Below are 17,835 nucleotides of genomic sequence, written 5' to 3'. Positions count from 1 at the left end.
TCTCCAATAGTCCGCTCCAGCAGGCTTGTTAGCCTGCTAGAAGCGCTATAGTTGCACCTTAATCTGAGAAAGATCAACCTCCTCTGACTTGATTGCTCGAATATACTGGAATTTCCATACTTCAGTATTTTCAATTATTCTAAAACCTGCTAGTTTAAGTCCTCTAATAAATCCTTGAAGATCTTTAATGTGGGATGTTACCTCGTAAATCCAGAGTTGCCCATCGAGTTTAAGTGTACGGGCTGCTTCTCGAATGTAATCAGCGGTATTCAAACCCATCAGTGACAGATTAAACATGGCAACATCCAGACAGTTATCTTCTAAAGGCACACGAGCCACATCGCACTCGATGACTGAGTTATTGAGTGCGATGAAATCAAAGCTATGAACTGTATGCTTACCGATAAGAGCTTTAGCTATCAGCGCTTCCCCACAGCCAAAATCTGCCACAACTAGATCAGATCGCTTCTGAAGCCACTTGATAGCCTCCTCGTAAGGAATAACTGCCCAGGTCTTTCGAGCCTCTTGATAAAGCGTATGATATTGCATCCACTCTTCTGGATTGCCTTGTAAACGTTCGTAGGTAGTATGACTATAACTGCTATTCCAACGGGCATTCATACGGCTGAAGTCGCCGTATTGAACATTACGTCGTTGGCGATCTATAGGATCAGCATCTGGAAGTGGAACAAAAATTCTAGGACGAATAATTGACTTCCGTTCACCTATTTTCAATCGTTCTAGCCACTTCCGCAGATCTCGGAATGCTTGAGATTCAGTACGTAGCTGACCTTCAGGCATTACACCATCAACCGCAGCGTCGGCAACTGTCTGTTTGTTTTGTAGCCTAGCTAAACGCCCCTCATCCCAACTCCAATGTTCTCCATCATCCAAGCCATACGTTACAGGCATTAGGATTGTGAGGGTATCGTGGACTTGTCCCTGCCGATTCAATCTTCCTTCCAGTTGCTCTAGTTCAGCGCTTGTCCAAGGTGGAATATTGAGGATGAGACGATCGCAAACTCGTTGAAAGCCATCAACACCAGTAGCCATAGCACTACTGGCAATTAAAACGTCAATGGAGCCGTCAATAAAATTGTTACGACCACTTTTATCGCCTCCCATATGAAAACCAACAGTCCATCCGTCTGCCTCGATTGCCTCTTTTAGCTGATCGACGATGCCCTCAACATAGTGGGTGTAAACAATAGTTTTGGGACGGAGTTCTTTGAGAATGGCTGGAATTCTAGCACAGGTAAGGATCTGCTCCATCTTCAAGATAGACGTGCCTTCTTCGCGAATTTTATCAACTAAATGGGTACAGTCAATTGGAAGTCTAACTTTATTGATTTTGATTTTGGGTTTGACTCTAGAACGAATGCCCAGAGTTACAAACGCCTGATGTAGTCGCATACAGTTATTAAGAGTAGCTTTCTCATTTAAGTCAGGGCGTTCTACACCTGTTACCAATTCAACCAAGCTTTTCCCTTCTTTTAGGTTGTTAATAACGGGAGTTGCACTCATGCCAAGCACATGAAGATTAGGATTCTTCTCTGCTGCGTTGGTAATCAAGGCAAGAACCATCTGCCGCCGTTTGGATGGATCGTCACCACGTTGTTTGCAACGATGAATCTCATCCACAATGATGAAGTCAATTTGATATCGCTCTAACAGTTGCCTAATGTGAGCAGGCGTTGAGGGTTGTTGGAACATCTCGTGATTTAAGAGGATGTAATGATGCCCCTCCTTAATATTGGTCCAGTAAGGATTAAAGTTTTTGATTGTAACTTGGCTATCCGGGAAAACATGTTTGATTTCTCCATGCCAATTTGGCACTGTATCTAATGGACAGATGATGATTGTGAGATGAGCATCAATGATGCGACTACTAAGAATGCCACCAATCGTCTTACCTGTTCCCGTCAACGAAAGGTTTAACATTCGCTGCTGGTTACGTAAATTCACCGCAGCCAATTTTTGCATTAAGTTTGGAGGTGTGACTTTGCCATCAACTCGGAATGCCCAGCCTGACGGAATTGTCATATCTCGTGCTTGGCTGTATTCGTCAAGAAATTGATCTCTCACTTGACGACCATAGCCTTCATCCATAAAGGTTTCAATCGCTTCAACGGCAGATTCATCTTCAAAAACTTCTGCCCAAATTCGATTGCGTCTAGAAGCAATAAAGAAGTCAATCGCTTCTTGATCAGCCGAAGCAACAATTTCGCTGCTCAAAAATTCCAAACTTTTCCGAATCTTTATTTTAGGCAACTCATTAGACTCGTTAAGTTGCTCTTGAGAAGTACCAGTTGTTTCAAAGGTTTCAGATGCCTCAGATATGCTCAGTGATGGAATAGTATCGACAATCTGTAGTTCTGTATCAGCTTTAAGAACATCAACTGAATTAACTTCAGTCTCAGATATTTTGGCTTCCCTACCTTGAATTACATCTCGAAGCTTTTGTCCTGTCAGCTTACCCTTTATAATGTTTTTAACAATTCTAAGTCCTTCAGTATTTTGTGTATCTAAAACACCCGACTGTTCAAATATTTTATATAATTCAGCCTGAGTTAGGTTTGGAACATGGACTTCTAAACTAGCAACAAACTGACGAATAGCCTCTAGAGTCCAACCCGAACCACAACGCGCACATCCACTATTGCCCCGACTCCAAGAACTTCTAGTAATACTAGTTATTTTAGTTTTCCATTCATATCCATCAATAGGACATTTAAACCAAGCGTCTTGGTTTGAACCTCTAGTTAGCTTGCTAGGATTTAAGCCAAGACTAGTATTTTTGCCATAATCCCAATACTGAGCTACATAGTTAGGGTAAAGTCCGACCAAAGATGTAGTTTCAGTAGCGACTAAACCTCTGCAAGCTGGACAACCGCTATTACCTTTTTTCCAAGCTGATCTAGCAATTGAAGTAATAGGCGCGACCCACTCATAACCATCAATAGGGCACTTGAAGAAGGCTTCTTTACTCGATCCAATAGTCAATTTCGTTGGATCAAGCTTCAGTTCGCTATTTGCTTCGTAGAACCAATACTTAGCAACCTCTTCAGGAAATTCAACCGCTATAGGTTCTCTACGTTGCCACTCACTACGCCTACGTTCAGCAGTCCCATTGCAAACCCGACAGCCAGCATTGCCCTTTGACCACTGCTGATTGATTGTTGAGGCAATGATTGACTGCCATTCATTGCCATCATGAGGACACTTAAACCAGGCTTTTATATTACTTCCAAGAGATAATTTATCCGGATCTAAATTAAGTTTTTGATTCTTTCCGTAATCCCAATATTGCTCGATAAGATCTGGATAGATTTCTGTAAGAGTAGGTTGCTTTTTAGCCTTTTTCTTCTTCCCTGCACACACTGGGCATCCACTTGTACCGTACCTGTCCCAACTGTTTGTAATATCATTTGGCTTCTTCTTCCAAGAATGACCATCAATAGGACATTTAAGCCAGAAAAACTGTGTGGCACTCCCAGCAGAAACTTCTCCAGGATTGAGATCCCCATTTCTCTCGTAATCCCATAATTCTGCAATTCGTTCTGGATAAAGGGCGGCTAAGCTTCTTGAATAAAGTTCTTGTTTGGCACGTTCTTCCTTTTCTCGATCAAGCACCGCTTCTACTTTCTCCTGCTCTTTCAAATACTCATGAAATGCAGGATTAGAATTGAGAATTTGTCTTACTCTCTCTCTACTAATGCCGTATTTATCTCCTATTTGTTGTCTGTTGAGTCCTTGTTTATAAAGCTCTAAAAACTGATTGCTCTTCTCAAGATTTTCTTGCCTTAGTTTTCTTACCTTCGGTGCGTCATCTTTCACTTCTTGATCTACTTCAAACAAAATCTCTACTTTTCCATCATTTTGTTTTTGCCAAAGCTCGCAAACAGCCTGACCTAATTCTGTTAAAGAGACTTGAGCGTCCTTTATTTCGACAAGACCTCTATCCTGGAGATTAAATACTGTGCTTTTAACAGAGCTAAATTGCTCTATTTGTAAAGAGGATAAATATAGTGATTTAAGAATAAGCGTCTGGTTCTTACCAAATCCTTTTGTAGCTTCTTGGATCTTGTGTGCATTATCCATAGCTTAATCTGAACAATTAGAGGTGCTTATGTATTGATTTTAGGCTTCACACATCAGTCTGCCCTTCTACTACTCAGAATTCACTAAACTTTAATGCTTTCAGGCAATTCGAGCAAACAAATTTACATTCCTGGCTAATGCCCGTGAGAGCCTATCTTGAAAACAGCATTGGAGTAGCTTGATACTGCTTCCAACAGACAACGCTGAGGCTATCACCCTACAAATAAACCAGCAGTCGGGTAAAGGAGAAGGTTTTAGATATATCCCCCTCCCTCCCCTTAGAACCGTACGTACAACTTTCACTGTATACGGCTCAAGCAATGTCTTGAAATTCAGTGTCTCCGATTCTTAACAGTCCTTGCGGACTGTCCTGACGGTTACGTTTGCAAGCCGAAGCTTACACCTAACTTTTCCCAATCAGTTAAGTTTCATCTCACCTGCACTCAAGCTATCACCTGTCCCACGTCTGCACCCTTTCGGGTTAGGCATTCGCCCTATCTACCGCGTTATGGATTCCGCTTGCCTTTCGGCTGCCAGCTTTCGCTTCTTGGGGCATCCTGTTCCCGCTAGAGATCTAATCGTTCGGGGCGGCGGGTTCAACTGGCAGATCGTTATCAGGCAATTAGGAGAAGGGGAATCGCTTCATTTTTCTGTAACCGCTTCTGAATTCCTTCTGGTCATTGCCCAATGTACTGACTCATCACGGGGCCTTTCTGGCTTTGAGTTTCTCTAACACTTAACTGATGGGACTGTAGACTAGTCGTGGATAATGGCCTTTATCACCAGCTTCTTGATAATTAGGCTTAGTGGCAGCTTGCTTAGCTTTCCACAGAATTTAAGGCAAAGTAATTATGTTTGAAGTTGAAGGATGAATTTCCCGGCACAGTTTCAAAAGGAGTTTACTCTACCACAAGCCAAAAAAGATGTGTAGTTTTGCGATCGCCTTACTTTACCAAGGGGGATTTGCTGATCCATACTGACAAGAAGGGCGAAACAGTCTTCCAGCTATTAGGACAGGGAACACTACAAATGCCCTACCCTTGAGAGCCTATGTCCAGCTCACCAGACCCCCACTACCTGCCCCAATGCCAGTTCTGCCAGTTCTACACTCATAACCCGCATCTACGCTGTACCATTCATCCAACTGGGGTGGAATCAGAGGACTGTCTCGATTTTGTGGCGATCGCCCAACTCCCTGAACCTGAAGAACAGTGGCAACCAGAAGGGGCAGCGTATTACAACGGAGAGTTAATTTTGCAGCCCAAGCAACGCACTTCGGTAGAGCAGATGGAGCTACTGGATACCCATCCTCTTTTTACGGGGCGATGTCCTGCATGCGAGATGCCGATCGCCCCACTACAGCCAGCTCAGGTTCATTGGGATTGCCGGAATTGTGGATGGATAGATGACTCTGTATAGGCGATCATCACCCCTGCTCAACGAAAAGGCTTAATTTGTAAAGCTCCAACCTTGATCAGTCGTAGATCCATTATCTAGATTGCGACCGGATAGTTCGCAGTCCCACAATTGCAGAGGTGCTCCATTTGATCGCCCTGGTGCGCCTGCAACATCGATGCACTTCCCAGATAGAGCATTGCGAATAAAACCGTTGCTCGTAATAGTCCATTGCTGGTCGGTTACAGAGCCATTGTCAGCATTCCGTCCAGAGAACTCACAATCCCAAAGTATCAGACGTGCCCCATTCGACCGCCCTGGTGCGCCCCCGACATCAATGCACTTGCCGGACAAAGTATTTTGGATAAAACCACCGCGAGTTAAAACCCACTGTTGGTCTGTTGGTGAACCATTGTCAGGGTTGACCCCAGAAAGTTCACAGTCCCACAGTTGCAGCGGAGATCCATTCGATCCCCCTGGTCCACCTGCAACGTCAATACATTTACCAGACAGTGTATTGTTCAAAAATTGTCCACTGGTAATCTGGGCTTCACTCGGTTGATTAAGAACTGCTAGAGCAGTCAAGCTTAGACCAACAACCAGTGAACCAGACACAGCTTTTGCAAAGCCTTTCATTACAAATATCCTCTGTTCTAGTTGGTTCTCAGTTCCAGCGAAGTTGAGGCTGTTGCATCTTCTGAAGGAGAACTTTTAGGCGATCGCTGTTGCCAGGCTTCACCTACGCAGCAGATGTCAAACTACAGCAGGAGACTGATTCAACTCCCACCCTACTCAGGCTGAATTCTGCAATCTCCTCACAGTCGTTAGAGGAACCGTTAGAGGATAGGAATGATCTGTGTTAGAGATTCCAATAGGCAACAATCGCTCCCAAACAAAAAATCCGCCCAGACACGCTGAACGGACTCATAGGGAGGGATTGAAGTTCTTACTGGAGAGGCTTAAACCATCGTAACCGGACGTTTTCCATAGTTCCGAGGTGAACTAATTGCCTCCGGTGGAACAAGCTCTGCCAGTGTCTCTAGCTCATCTTCCAGATAGCCTTCCGGCAGCGATTCATGCTGTTCATGCTTCAGCAAGGCGAACACAGCGAGGCGATCGGGTAACTGACGGTAGCGCAATTGGGGCTGATAGCCTGCTTCAATCAGCGACTTCATTACATTGGCGATCGGGCGATCGTGAATCGCAGACAGTTCGACGCTGAGCCAAACTTCGCCTCGCTGCGGTGGGAGGCTTGGCATTTCAAAGTCATGAGCGGTAAGTTCTGAATTTGCATTCATAGCGTTTTCCGTTTCCTCTTTGGACAACTTGAACTAAAACTGCGCCTGCATTGATCGCGTATTGCTGGCATTGTACCTGTGCCTGTTCTAGGCTATCTGCCCAAACATAATCAGACCAATCCTCGCTGCTGCCTTCAGGGTCTTCGAGATAGCCACCTGTGCCGCTATACGGAATCTGTGTACCGTTGGATAGAACGAGATAAAGGATTCCTCCCACTACAACTGTACCAATGCAGTAAGGATTCGCCGCACAAGCCGCTGCCGCTGCCGTTTGAGCCTGAGCTGCTGTTGTCGTGGTCGTGATGACCTGGCAGGAGACGATCGCGCCAGCAATGAGTAAGGCATTAACGCGGTAAAACATAATCCTGTCTCCTAATCTGTCCGTCTTGAATCTGGAGGAGGATGCTGCGGTCTGGGTCCCACTGCATTGGAAATCGATAGCTTCCATCAGGGATATCACCGTCGAAAACGCTGCGAACAGGTACAGGCTGGTTATATGTGCCGTATTGGTCTTGTCCACCTCCAAGCTGATTCAGTTGGTTTAGATGCTCTCTGCTGACAGGCGGACGCGGGGGAAGTGATTGCCAATGCTCGCCGGGATACTGCTGCTGTTGGTGCCAGGGCGTCTGCCATTGTTGAGCCTGAGCCGCTGCGGGAATGAGAATGATCAGTGACGTGAGGGCAATGCTTAAAGGTTGCATGGCTCCTCCTACTGCTGTACTGGGCGATTAAAGAAGTAGTCCTGGCGGACAATCTGACCGTTTTGCACCTCATACAAGATGTGAATCTGGTCGTCCCACTTTGCCCGATAGCCATGCACTCCGTCAGGGACACCGCTGCCCCAGGCTTGCTCTGCTGACACAGGTTGCTGATAGTAGCCGTTATCGTCCTGCCCTCCGCCGAGCTGATGGATATAGCTAAAGCTCTCGCGATCAATGCCGCCGCGAAAGGATTGGTAAGGGGTTGATGCCTGCTGCTCCTGCGGGAAGGGGTTCCACCATTGCGCTTTTGCAGTTTTGGGAATGAGAAAAACAGCCAGCGAGACGGTAGCTCCGCTCACGAGCAAAGCTCGTACCGCTAGCAGAATGAAAGCTTTGTACGTCATGCTTGAAATAGCTCCTGTTGGGAGTCGCCAGGGGGGAAGGGTCTCAAGCTGTCCCCTCTGGGCAACTGTGAAAGAAAACAAGTAAGTGAAATTCTGGAAGTTCTAGAAATTCAGTCGATTCGTTCGTAAGCTGCCTCGATTGCGTCATCAATGCAGGGTGAAGCATCATCATCAGCCGATCGCAGGGCTTTACGGGCATGGAGTCCGCTGGTAAGTTTGCTCAGCATCCGGTGGTCAGAGTCGTCTACAAAGTTCAGAATCTCGCTCACCTGCTGATCTTCTTTGCGTTCGATCGCGTGCTTGAGCTTGGCAATCCGTTCATCCCCTTCGCGGGTCAGTGCGCCGACTTCTGCCAGCAACTCATCCTCCAGTTCTTCGGCAGGGGCGAGAGACGGGGAATTCTGGAAACTCTGGAATTTCTGAAGCTCTTTGAATGCTCCAGCTTTCCGCATGGCGCGAATTTTCTCCACAAATTCAGATCCCTTGAGCCGTCGCCGTTCACCTGTTTCGGCGTGGTAGAGACTTGCTTTGGTTGAGATGTGCCTGGCGCAAAGCGAAAGCAGCTCAATCTGCCAGTCTAAGAAGGGACCACTTGAGGGAAGGACAATTTCAAACGCCTGATAGACGAACTCTGCCCAGTTCTGAACCGTTTTCTCGTTGACTCCCCAGGCATTCGCAAAGTCAGCGATCGGCGTTAGAGCGTCAGAACTCTTGATTGGCTTGATTTGTGCCATGATTGCTCCTTCTGGAAATTCCAGAAATTCTGTAAGTTCTGCACTAATGGTAATGCACTATGATGTAGAGTCAAGCACCGTAGGTGACTTTATGGGAAGCTGCATTGAAACAAATTGCAAAGGAGTAGGATCAATGGCGATGTCAGCAAATGGCGGAATGGCAACGAAGAAGCCTCAAGTCACGGTGTATGTGGCGGACGAAGTAAATGCAGCTCTGGACAAAGCAGCAGGCGATGAGCGACGTTCTCGATCGCAGATGGCAGCATTGTTAATAGAAGAAGCTCTGAAAGCGAGAGGCTATTTGCCCACAGACTCGACTGAGAACTAATCTCCAGAACACCCGGAGCAAGCCGCATGACTCTCACCCCCTGCCGATGGACATTGGATGACTATCACCAGATGATTGCTGCGGGTATCCTGGCGGATCGTCATGTTGAATTGTTAGATGGAGTCATTGTCGAGATGTCGCCAGAAGGCATACCGCATTCGTACTTTAGTGATCGTCTGGCAAACGATCTCAGAACTGCTCTTGTAGGACGGGCACAAGTCAGAGAAGCCAAACCGATTACCTTACCCGATGCGTCAGAGCCAGAACCAGACATCGCGATTGTTGAGCCACTAGATGACGTTTACCTTGACCACCATCCCTACCCTGAGAACGTTTTTCTGCTGATTGAATATGCTGACTCCAGCCTGACCAAAGACCTGGAGATCAAGAGCAAAATCTATGCCAGAGCAGGGATTGAGGACTATTGGGTAGTGGATCTCAAAAACCAGCGATTGATTGTCTTTCGCTCTCCTGACCTTGGTGAGTACCAGCAGCGCAATACGCTTACTTCAGGCACAATCTCCCCTTTGATGTTCTCAAACATCACCCTTCAGGTAGCTCGGTTAATGAAACGCTAAATACAGAGGCGATCGCCTTTCCCTGCATTGTCCTACACTGTCCTACAGACAGTCCGATAGAAGACAGGACAATGACCAAAACCACCGTAGATGAACTTCCTGTTTCCCAGTTGCCCGATCGCTATGGCATCTCCCGCTCCGTTCTCTACACACGCATTAATGCTCTGAAGATTAAGCCTGAGCAGCGCGGTAATAAATCCTATGTCAACAGTAAGCAACTGAACTTACTCGATCGCCTACATGATCACATTCAGAAGGGCGGCAGTACAGCCGAGTTTCTAGTGTCAGCCGGACTATCGGACGAACAGACCGGACAGACTGTAGGACAGTCCGACGAACAGACCAGACAGTTAGCCCTGAGTGATTCTGCACCACTGCTGCTGATCATTGATGCTCTGGCTGAGAAGTTGGCAAACCAGCAAATGAGTGATCCGTTGGCTAATCTAAGAGCGATCGAGGAAGCGGCTCATCACGGGTGGCTGCTGTCGTCGAGTCAATTGGCTTCGCTGCTGGGGTTAAGGTCGCTGCCGGGGAAGTCGTTCGAGCGGTATGGGTTTAGCTTTAGTCGTGCTGGGCGGAATGGGGCGGAGATTGCATGGAGGATTACTAAAATTCAGGCTGGGGAAGGCGATGGCTTAGAGTTTTAGAAGATAGCCCCAATCACTAAAACAAACAGTCTATGAAGAACTTCAAATTCTCTTGCCTGCTGCTCATGGTGATTGCACTGTTGGGCTGCCAATCTCACAGCAATCAAACAAACTCATTTCCTGTTCAGTCCACCACATCTCAAGGCGAAGTTGCTCAAGTCGTGAATGTTCATGATGGAGACACAATGCGCGTACTTCTGAATGGGAAAGAAGAACGAATCCGACTCTGTGGCATTGATGCGCCCGAACTTAAACAGCAGCTTGGAGAGGCAAGCCGAAACAACCTGCGATCGCTTGTTAATCAGTCCAGCAATCAAGTCAGGCTAACCGTTGTGGATGTCGATCGCTATGGTCGAGAAGTCGCAGAGGTTTTCAGCCTGAGCGGAACTGTTCTAAACGTCGAGCAGATCAAGAGCGGCAATGCCTATCTGTATAGGCAATATGCTTCTAACTGCCCTCACAAAGCTCAAATGGAGCAAGCAGAAACGGCAGCACAGCAGTCAAGGCAGGGAATCTGGAAATACCCAGATGTCCTCAAGCCCTGGGAATATCGCAAAAAGCAGCGGCAGTGAGGCGATTGCCCCCTTTCCTAACCGTCGATCGCGATTGCCATAAGTCCGGTTTCAAAGTGATTACTGCGACTTCTGCTGAAAGCAATGTTATGCAGTGTGTGCCTGATTAGAAATCTGTTGCACTCCATTCCTGATGGAATAGCAAGATGCAGCAATAACTAACCATCAGTAACGATCGGAGTAAGGCATGATACACAGGGATATTGACGAGGAACTGAAGAAGCTGGAACGAGAACTTCTGGACGAGGATCTTAACGACGAGCCAAAACCCTCATCCCCTCATCCCACATTTGCAGTTCAAGAGCTTCGTGCCCTCCGTGTAGAGCTAGAGACTGAGATCCAGGAATGCAAGCGTAAAGCAGTTCGTGCTAACCAAGCGTCCACGACTTCAATGGCTCAAAGCGATATTGGAAAAGCAGTTGAGTTTACAGTTGTAAAGAAAGTAAACCAAAAGTTAGTTCAACATCTTGAGAAAACACTGCAACGTGTTGAGAAAGCAATAGACTGCCTGCGAGCTTAAATCTTACAGGGATTTGAACCCCTTCACCGTCTGAAGGCGATCTGAACTTATACAAGCGATCGACCAGGGACAGCAATGCTACCTTTACCCTCGCAGGTTGGAGAACGAGAGTAAAGTGCAGAACTTGTCTCCAGTTCTCGGTGTTCCTAGCTCGACTCAAGCCTCATCCATCAGCTTATTCATGATTCGATCGAGGCGATCGTTTGCGTCCTTAGCCAGTCGAATACATCCGGCACTGCTCATCATACTGCTGGATGCCACAAGCGTTCCTTCTGGGATTCGATCTAAGTAGAAGCGGGATGGCTGTAGGAGAGGAACGAATGAGCAGCTTCTATCTCAACCGACTCCAACCGCCCCTCTCTCCTGTAGATAGTGCGATCGGACAGTTCTCCTTGCTAGGGCAGAATGATTACCATAAGCAAAATGTATTTGCAAATATTTTTAACAAAGTGTTATATTTTTGTTACACAAGTTTACAGAGAGGTCGCCATGACTTACACCGCTGACTCCGCCCTTGATTTCGTCTCCATCGCTCGCGAACTAGGAACAAACCAAGGTCTGACCCTCAAGTCAGGGGTAAGCAATGGAACCGAATTGACCCCTGCTGAAGTTCGTTCCCGGATGCATCGCGAAGGACGCAACTTTCTCCGTCGTTCTCCACTCAATGGGGCAACGGTCGATCAAGAAGGATTAGCCAACAACTACGCCGTTGAACCCACCCTCTACTATGCAGGCTTCCCCTCTCCAGAGCAGGCTCGTCAATATGCGCTGCAAGGGGCAATCGCGGTTCTCTTCGTGACGCTTACCCTCTTGGCTGCCTTTGCAGTGAGCTAATCAAAGTTTCATCTCGTTTGGATTTCTCCGATTTATCAGCCTCAGTTCGGCACTGAGGTTTTTTGTCGTTCAAGCAGCAGTTAAACCCGATCGAAATAGTGCATCAAATTCTCCCGCCGCCGATGCCCTGTCCGCTTCTGAATCTGAGCAGGCAAATACCCCTTATCCCGCAGCTTCGTAATGTACGTCCACCGGAATGAGTGAGTATACACGCCCTCTAACCCCACCCGATCGTGTCGGAACAAGCACTGCCTTTGCGGGAGAACGTTCTGTAAGGAGTCTTACAAAAATAACTTGAGCGACTTCTGAAATACTTTGCCTGCTATACAAGGCTTACGAGGTTTGACAATGCAATTTAAATTTGTAAGGATCCTTAAGTGTGTCGCTCGGTAAAGTGGCGAATTTGATTATGGCGGGCAATGTGCGCGTCAGATGGAAGGAAGTGACGCAGGCAAGCCATCATCTTAAGCCGAGCAGACTGGTAGCAATTCTCGGCGAGGGGCGTTTGGAAGTAGGCGAAGTGGTAATCTGTGTTTGCCTTTAGGCTTGCGCCAGTCCAAATTCAATGAGATTAGCTTCAAGGCTTTCCGTCTCCTGAAAAGCTACTCTACGAGCCACTGCCCCGGTCTGCATCCAGTCTTCGTGATAACTCAATCTGGTTTGGCTGAAAGATTTCAACGGGGGTTTGTTTAGTACACTGACTTCCTTTTGGTACGGCAGCGATCGCATCTACATAATACCCTTGGAGCTTGAAGGCACTATCCACAATGGAAAGCCCCTTCAAAACCTCATCAGTGATATGAAGCGGGCAGATTTGCCCGTTGAATTGATTAACCACTGCATAGTAGTCATTCCCCTTTTGCTCAACACCATTAATTCTCCCCTCAATACGGACGGCGGTTTGAGCTGGACCACAGAAGAAATCAACTGGATTTTTCCGAAAATCACTGCAGGCCATGATTTCCTGCACTCGCCGGACAATTCCTCGAAAGTACTCAAAATCTGGCTTTTCTCCCTTGCCATAGTTGGCTTGCTTCCTGCTTTTGATTTCTTCAGGTGCATTTAACAGTGCCGCTTTCAGTTCTTGCTGGTCACTCGCTGTTAACTTGGGTGACAGGTAAACACCACTGCTAGGAATATCTCTGCTCTGCTTCAGCACTCGGAAGTCAGACTCTTCTTTGGTTAGAATGCCAACTCCAATATCAACTTTACCTTTGCGAACTAAGTTAAAAATCTCCTGAGTCGGGATATTAGATAGTACTGTTATCCGTCTTCCGTAGAATTCATAGGACGGCATATAGAATTTGGAGGCGGAGAAGAAATCTCCCATTGCAACAGTATGTTTTTCGTTAATCTGGTCAAGGGACTGGATAGAACTATTTTTGCTGACAAAGATGCTCGCTTGATATTGTCCCTGACCTGGAAACATAACACCGATCGTTTCATAACCCGCATCTTCTGCTGCTATCCCCACGATCGGGGAATAAGCAAACGCAACATCCCATTGATGCTCGTTCACGAGACTGATAGCTTGAGGGTAGGCTAGGTCGCGTTCGGGTGTGCCAGCGTCAATGGCAACCTGAACCTGCTCACCCCGAAAATGTTTCCAGAAATCGTCAGGCACGAGCTTTTGTTCCAGATAAGCTTGGAGCGTCTTGTAGCTATTACTCGCGTTCACAGCTCCAATTACGACCCGTTGCTGGCTAACTCGATACCCAGTGAAGAAGGTATAAGCTTTAAAGAGCGTAAACGCTCCTGTAACAGCCAGCAGTCCTAAAGCTGCACCTCCCACTAGAGAAGGTCGAAGTGATGGCGAGCGAAAGGGTGCTGGTTTTGGCGGTGGAACAGCAGGTTTTAAACCAAGCTTTAAGGGAGTTAAAGAGACCGCATTCTTTCTGCGCTCGATCGCCTGATGTAGCGATTCATCCATCGATGAACTGAGCGAATCTATTGCTATGATACCTTCGTACTCAGAAAAATCCCACTCACGAGGCACGGCACTCAACAAGTCGTCAAGGTCACGATCGCTGATTGAGTCGATTCCTGTGAAATCAAGGCAAATTTCGCGATGAGCAAGCCGTTGGCTTAGTGCTCTCCATTCAGCCGAGCTAGACGGAAGAGCGTTCCTAAAAACCAAAGATTTTTTAGGCATCAGACTGGACTCCTGAATCTTTCTTGCCAGAGGGGTTCTCTTAACAAGTCAACAAATCGAGACGGATTTTCCTCCAAAGCCGTAACGAGCAATGCTTTCATGGCTCTAGAGCACCCTACGTAGAGCAGCCGGCGCTGCTGAGATAGCACAATGTCTCTCTCCTCCTCTGGCACCATTTCCAATCCATAGGGAAATTTGCCTTCCTGCAATCCGGCAACCGCAACGATCGGAAACTCTAGCCCTTTCGCGTCAGTCAGAGTCAGCACTTTGATGTAGGGAGCATCAAGGCTAATCTCACCCGCTTTAACCTGCTGGGCATTTAACCCAACCGCCTGAAGTTGTTCCGCATAATGTACTGCTAACTGAGGACTAGCACACAGAACGGCAGCACCGCAAAGCGAAATCCGATGTTTCTGTGCAGCTTCTAGCAGGAAGGCTTTGATGATTTGAGCTTCCTCTTCAATGTCAGCAGCGATCGCAAATTCCGGTTTTTCTCCCTGCTGCTTGGAAGGGTTGTCGTTAATGTTGTCCAGGACAGTTCCACAGGCTGACGAAATCTGTTCTGTGTTTCTGTAGTTGCAGTTCAGGTTAAGAATCTTCTTTGTACCCAGAATTTGATAGATGCGGCTCCAACTAAATCCGCGTCTAAAAATCGCCTGGGCTTCATCTGCTGTCATATAAACGTGAGAGGAAGATTTAACTAAATTAAGCAAAAGCCTGAAATCAACCGGGGAGATATCTTGAGCCTCGTCCAAAACGAGATACTGAAAAATTTTGCTAGATTCTCTCGATGTCAGCTCAAGTGCTTTCAAGCTCATTTGTCCCTGGCTAACATAATTGTTTCGTCCAAGTTGCGTATGCCATTCCTGCATTACGTGCCACAGAAACTCACGATCCTTGAGCCGAATGGCTGTGCCCCGTCCCTTACGATCGAGGGTCGTGTATTCAACAGCAGTCAGACAGCTTGGTTCAATAACTTCTGTGATCTCTTCAAGCAAATACTCCTTATCCAGCCTTTTAAGCCTGCTCGCCCGCATTGACCAATCCGTCCACTTCACTCCTTGAGGAGGAGAGCCTTCTGCTGCCTCGAATGCTTGCTTTAACAGGGTTAAAGCGTTTTGAAACGTAGGGTGAACTGGGCGCTCGTTAAACTTGAGATAATGCTTGTGGATTAAGGATTTGACCGTTGTAATCTCAATGTTGTAAGTGCTGGGCGACTTCCCTAATAGTTTCTCTAGCAATTGCTCTGCGTAGGCACAAAAGGAACTGCTGTGCGTTGCTAATAGAATCGATGTGAAGCCCTGATCGACTAGCCTTTTGATGTGGTAAACTGCCATAACAGATTTACCCGTTCCAGGACCACCTCTAACCAGAATTGGTTCATCTAACTCTAAATCCAGCAGTCGTTCTTGCTCAGGGTCTAATTTCAGCAAAAAGCTGGAAATTCCACCTTTAAAAAAACGGTCCAGGGCGTCAGGATCACCCAAAACTCGTTCTGGCTGTTCCATAATCTCATTGAGGGCTTTTGGAAAAAGCACATCGAGAATTCGATTCAGTAACTCGTCTGGAACAGGAGCACATAGTAGGTCATCTTCCTGTTTTACTTCCTGAAGAACTGCCCAGTAAGATTCAGGAATGCGACAGGATTTTAGCAGGGACAAACTAATAGTGAGTGGACAATGCTGGTCAGAAAGAGGGAAAGATTCTTGGAAAAATTTAGGCGGCTTTATAGAGAGAAAAGGTTGCTCTGCGTCGGGAAAAATTTCGTCATCTATCCCATCAATTTGAACGGGTAAACTTTTTATTTTGCGGTCCTGATAAACCTTACAGCGATGTCCGATGCAGAGTAATTTCACCCATTTCTGTCCCACAGCGTAAACAAGCCGGTAGTCTCCTAACCGAGTGCGATAGGTTTTGTGACCAATTTTCTTAGCATCCTGATCAGCCGAAATCGGATCACGCTGAATTGCCCTAACTTTCTTGGGTACATTTCTGCTGACTGCTGCTGGCAAACATAGAAGGTCATTGAGAAAAGTTTCTGTAACTGATACCGCGTAGGGCGCTGCACTCGTCATAATTTGGATGTTGAGCGATCGGTGAAATAAGTAAGCTCTATAAAGCTCGTCTGAATTCCAGCAAGTAGGTTAGAAGCTGCATCAAGATCACAACGATCTGAGTGATGTGCTCAGAAACTGGATGCTAAATGAATACTCACAAAAAGTTAGCTCACACATAGTTGCATACCCTGTACATGCCTATACAGGCTATGAGCAAAGGTCGATCGCGAACTGAGCATGAATAATTACGTGAAATATTTACTCAGCAGTTCCTGACCGAGTTCTCCCATCTCTTCCAGCGTGCCTCGAATGAGTTTTACAGCGATACGAGATGGTTTATTCCGTCCATTCTCCCAACGGTTAATCGTTGGAAAAGAAACTCCCAAGCGAGCTGCCAGCTCTTCTTGAGTTAGCCCTAATTGTTGACGCAGTTCAAGTACCAAATCCGCAATGTCCGATGAATTTGACACAATTTAATGGAACATGACATTTGATATAACAAATCTAATAGCCCCTCTTGCGACTTGAGAACGGAAAATCCGCTGAGGAGCGAGAAGTTTATCTATGCATTCCTGATTAATGATTTTTGATAAAGTTTGCAAAAACTGTCCTGCCAGCCAATCTCCTAACTAACTCCTTGTGTAGAATTACTGCTGCCAATCGCATATTTGAGTTGAAACCTCCTCGGTAATGGTGATTGCCCCCATCCTCAAATCCGATCGAAATAGTGCATCAAATTCTCCCGCCGCCGATGCCCTGTCCGCTTCTGAATTTGAGCAGGCGAGTATCCCTTATCCCGCAGCTTCGTGATGTACGTCCGCCGGAATGAGTGGGTCGAAACTCCCTCCAGTCCCACCCGATCGCAAGCTTCCCCCAATATCTCATCTGCCCTCGCCCTCGTCAGATAACCAGACTTAGAGCCGCGCCGCCCTGGAAACAAATACCCCTGCTGAGGCAAACGATCGCCCTCCTCCCCCAAGCGATAAGCATCCAGGAATACTTGCAGCACCGGAGTAATCTCAACTTGCTTGGTAGCCACTTTTCCCTTCACCACCCGCTTCGGAAATGTCACCAGTCCCCCCTTCAAGTTTTCAACCCTGAGCTGCAACGCCTCACTGATCCGACAGCCTGTAAAGAAGCAAATCGAAAACAACGCCCGATCGCGCTGGGTCTGAAAGCCATCCCGAAACAGCAGGGTTAATTCCTCATCCGTTAAAACCTTCGCCTGACCATACCCGCTGATCTTCCCCGATCGCTCTACATTACCCAGATCAATCTCAAAGTTGAGGGAGGTTAGCATCACGAGTACAGCTTTACTACCACCCCTAAAACTACTTGACGAAATGGTAAATCGTCAACTACAGCCCTCAAACCCTCATTCTTCCGTCGATCGCCCCAGAGATCAGAAAATTCCTCCCCCCTTATTGCAAATGACCCTCACCTAATTGCGAATAGGTGATTGTTCTGGATCGCTTGCCCCTATTCCGTCAACAGCGTTAACTCAGTTTACGAAG

General features: G+C 46.9%; 20 protein-coding genes. 8 read left to right on the top strand and 12 right to left on the bottom strand.

From position 1 onward, the window contains the following. Positions 1–45: 45 nt before the first annotated feature. Positions 46–4,101 (bottom strand): zinc-ribbon domain-containing protein, encoded by a 4,056-nt coding sequence (locus NDA02_RS16965; RefSeq protein WP_348255420.1) that lies wholly within the window; start codon positions 4,099–4,101, stop codon positions 46–48. A 1,050-nt stretch (positions 4,102–5,151) separates the two neighbouring features. Between NDA02_RS16965 and NDA02_RS16960 the strand changes: the two genes are divergently transcribed. After that, on the top strand, positions 5,152–5,520 hold the full coding sequence (locus tag NDA02_RS16960) for a hypothetical protein (protein WP_348255418.1): 369 nt from the start codon (positions 5,152–5,154) through the stop codon (positions 5,518–5,520). 30 nt (positions 5,521–5,550) lie between these two features. Here NDA02_RS16960 and NDA02_RS16955 read toward each other — a convergent pair whose 3' ends face one another. From NDA02_RS16955 to NDA02_RS16930, 6 genes are all read right to left on the bottom strand, one after another. After that, entirely contained in the window at positions 5,551–6,132 is a 582-nt protein-coding gene (locus NDA02_RS16955; protein WP_348255416.1) for an RICIN domain-containing protein, read from the bottom strand. Positions 6,133–6,455: 323 nt separating this feature from the next. Further along, a complete protein-coding gene (locus tag NDA02_RS16950) occupies positions 6,456–6,794 on the bottom strand; it encodes an acyl carrier protein (RefSeq protein ID WP_348248371.1) in 339 nt (112 codons plus the stop codon). Then, positions 6,763–7,155, bottom strand: a complete 393-nt coding sequence (locus NDA02_RS16945) for a hypothetical protein (RefSeq protein WP_348255414.1) — start codon at positions 7,153–7,155, stop codon at positions 6,763–6,765. The genes NDA02_RS16950 and NDA02_RS16945 overlap by 32 nt, the downstream gene beginning before the upstream one ends. Beyond that, on the bottom strand, positions 7,139–7,495 hold the full coding sequence (locus NDA02_RS16940) for a hypothetical protein (protein WP_348255412.1): 357 nt from the start codon (positions 7,493–7,495) through the stop codon (positions 7,139–7,141). Before NDA02_RS16940 ends, NDA02_RS16945 begins: the two co-directional genes overlap by 17 nt. 8 nt (positions 7,496–7,503) lie before the next feature. Further along, a complete protein-coding gene (locus NDA02_RS16935) occupies positions 7,504–7,899 on the bottom strand; it encodes a hypothetical protein (RefSeq protein WP_348255411.1) in 396 nt (131 codons plus the stop codon). A gap of 110 nt (positions 7,900–8,009) precedes the next feature. Then, complete coding sequence (locus NDA02_RS16930; protein WP_348255410.1) at positions 8,010–8,633, bottom strand: hypothetical protein; 624 nt, start codon at positions 8,631–8,633, stop codon at positions 8,010–8,012. A gap of 133 nt (positions 8,634–8,766) precedes the next feature. Between NDA02_RS16930 and NDA02_RS16925 the strand changes: the two genes are divergently transcribed. From NDA02_RS16925 to NDA02_RS16900, 6 genes are all read left to right on the top strand, one after another. After that, positions 8,767–8,961: a hypothetical protein gene (locus NDA02_RS16925; protein ID WP_348255408.1), complete on the top strand. Its 195-nt coding sequence runs from the start codon at positions 8,767–8,769 to the stop codon at positions 8,959–8,961. Positions 8,962–8,987: 26 nt separating this feature from the next. Next, complete coding sequence (locus NDA02_RS16920) at positions 8,988–9,539, top strand: Uma2 family endonuclease (protein ID WP_348255406.1); 552 nt, start codon at positions 8,988–8,990, stop codon at positions 9,537–9,539. Between the two features lie 71 nt (positions 9,540–9,610). Continuing rightward, the gene (locus NDA02_RS16915; RefSeq protein ID WP_348255404.1) at positions 9,611–10,186 is read left to right on the top strand and encodes a hypothetical protein; all 576 of its coding nucleotides are present in this window, start codon (positions 9,611–9,613) and stop codon (positions 10,184–10,186) included. A gap of 32 nt (positions 10,187–10,218) precedes the next feature. Next, the gene (locus NDA02_RS16910) at positions 10,219–10,758 is read left to right on the top strand and encodes a thermonuclease family protein (protein ID WP_348255402.1); all 540 of its coding nucleotides are present in this window, start codon (positions 10,219–10,221) and stop codon (positions 10,756–10,758) included. Positions 10,759–10,945: 187 nt separating this feature from the next. Next, complete coding sequence (locus tag NDA02_RS16905; RefSeq protein ID WP_348255401.1) at positions 10,946–11,278, top strand: hypothetical protein; 333 nt, start codon at positions 10,946–10,948, stop codon at positions 11,276–11,278. Between the two features lie 489 nt (positions 11,279–11,767). Further along, positions 11,768–12,112 (top strand): ssl1498 family light-harvesting-like protein, encoded by a 345-nt coding sequence (locus tag NDA02_RS16900; protein ID WP_348255399.1) that lies wholly within the window; start codon positions 11,768–11,770, stop codon positions 12,110–12,112. 80 nt (positions 12,113–12,192) lie between these two features. Here the strand turns inward: NDA02_RS16900 and NDA02_RS16895 are convergent, their stop codons facing one another. Continuing rightward, positions 12,193–12,324 carry a hypothetical protein gene (locus tag NDA02_RS16895; protein ID WP_348255397.1) on the bottom strand — a complete coding sequence of 44 codons (132 nt, stop codon included), beginning with the start codon at positions 12,322–12,324 and terminating at the stop codon, positions 12,193–12,195. Between the two features lie 167 nt (positions 12,325–12,491). Between NDA02_RS16895 and NDA02_RS16890 the strand changes: the two genes are divergently transcribed. Continuing rightward, positions 12,492–12,656 (top strand): hypothetical protein, encoded by a 165-nt coding sequence (locus tag NDA02_RS16890; protein WP_348255395.1) that lies wholly within the window; start codon positions 12,492–12,494, stop codon positions 12,654–12,656. A 63-nt stretch (positions 12,657–12,719) separates the two neighbouring features. On the opposite strand, the gene NDA02_RS16885 is transcribed toward NDA02_RS16890, so the two are convergent. The 4 genes from NDA02_RS16885 to NDA02_RS16870 form a co-directional block, all read right to left on the bottom strand. After that, the gene (locus NDA02_RS16885) at positions 12,720–14,264 is read right to left on the bottom strand and encodes a PhnD/SsuA/transferrin family substrate-binding protein (RefSeq protein ID WP_348255393.1); all 1,545 of its coding nucleotides are present in this window, start codon (positions 14,262–14,264) and stop codon (positions 12,720–12,722) included. Then, entirely contained in the window at positions 14,264–16,339 is a 2,076-nt protein-coding gene (locus tag NDA02_RS16880) for a 3'-5' exonuclease (protein WP_348255392.1), read from the bottom strand. Before NDA02_RS16880 ends, NDA02_RS16885 begins: the two co-directional genes overlap by 1 nt. Positions 16,340–16,566: 227 nt before the next feature. Further along, positions 16,567–16,791 (bottom strand): helix-turn-helix transcriptional regulator, encoded by a 225-nt coding sequence (locus NDA02_RS16875; protein WP_348255391.1) that lies wholly within the window; start codon positions 16,789–16,791, stop codon positions 16,567–16,569. 239 nt (positions 16,792–17,030) lie between these two features. Then, positions 17,031–17,621 carry a site-specific integrase gene (locus tag NDA02_RS16870; RefSeq protein ID WP_348255389.1) on the bottom strand — a complete coding sequence of 197 codons (591 nt, stop codon included), beginning with the start codon at positions 17,619–17,621 and terminating at the stop codon, positions 17,031–17,033. Positions 17,622–17,835 lie beyond the last annotated feature (214 nt).

It is taken from the genome of Leptolyngbya sp. ST-U4, assembly GCF_039962215.1.
GTDB lineage: Bacteria > Cyanobacteriota > Cyanobacteriia > Elainellales > Elainellaceae > Leptolyngbya_A.
Note: the sequence above shows the minus strand (reverse complement) of the source record. Positions and strands in the feature narration are given on the sequence as shown.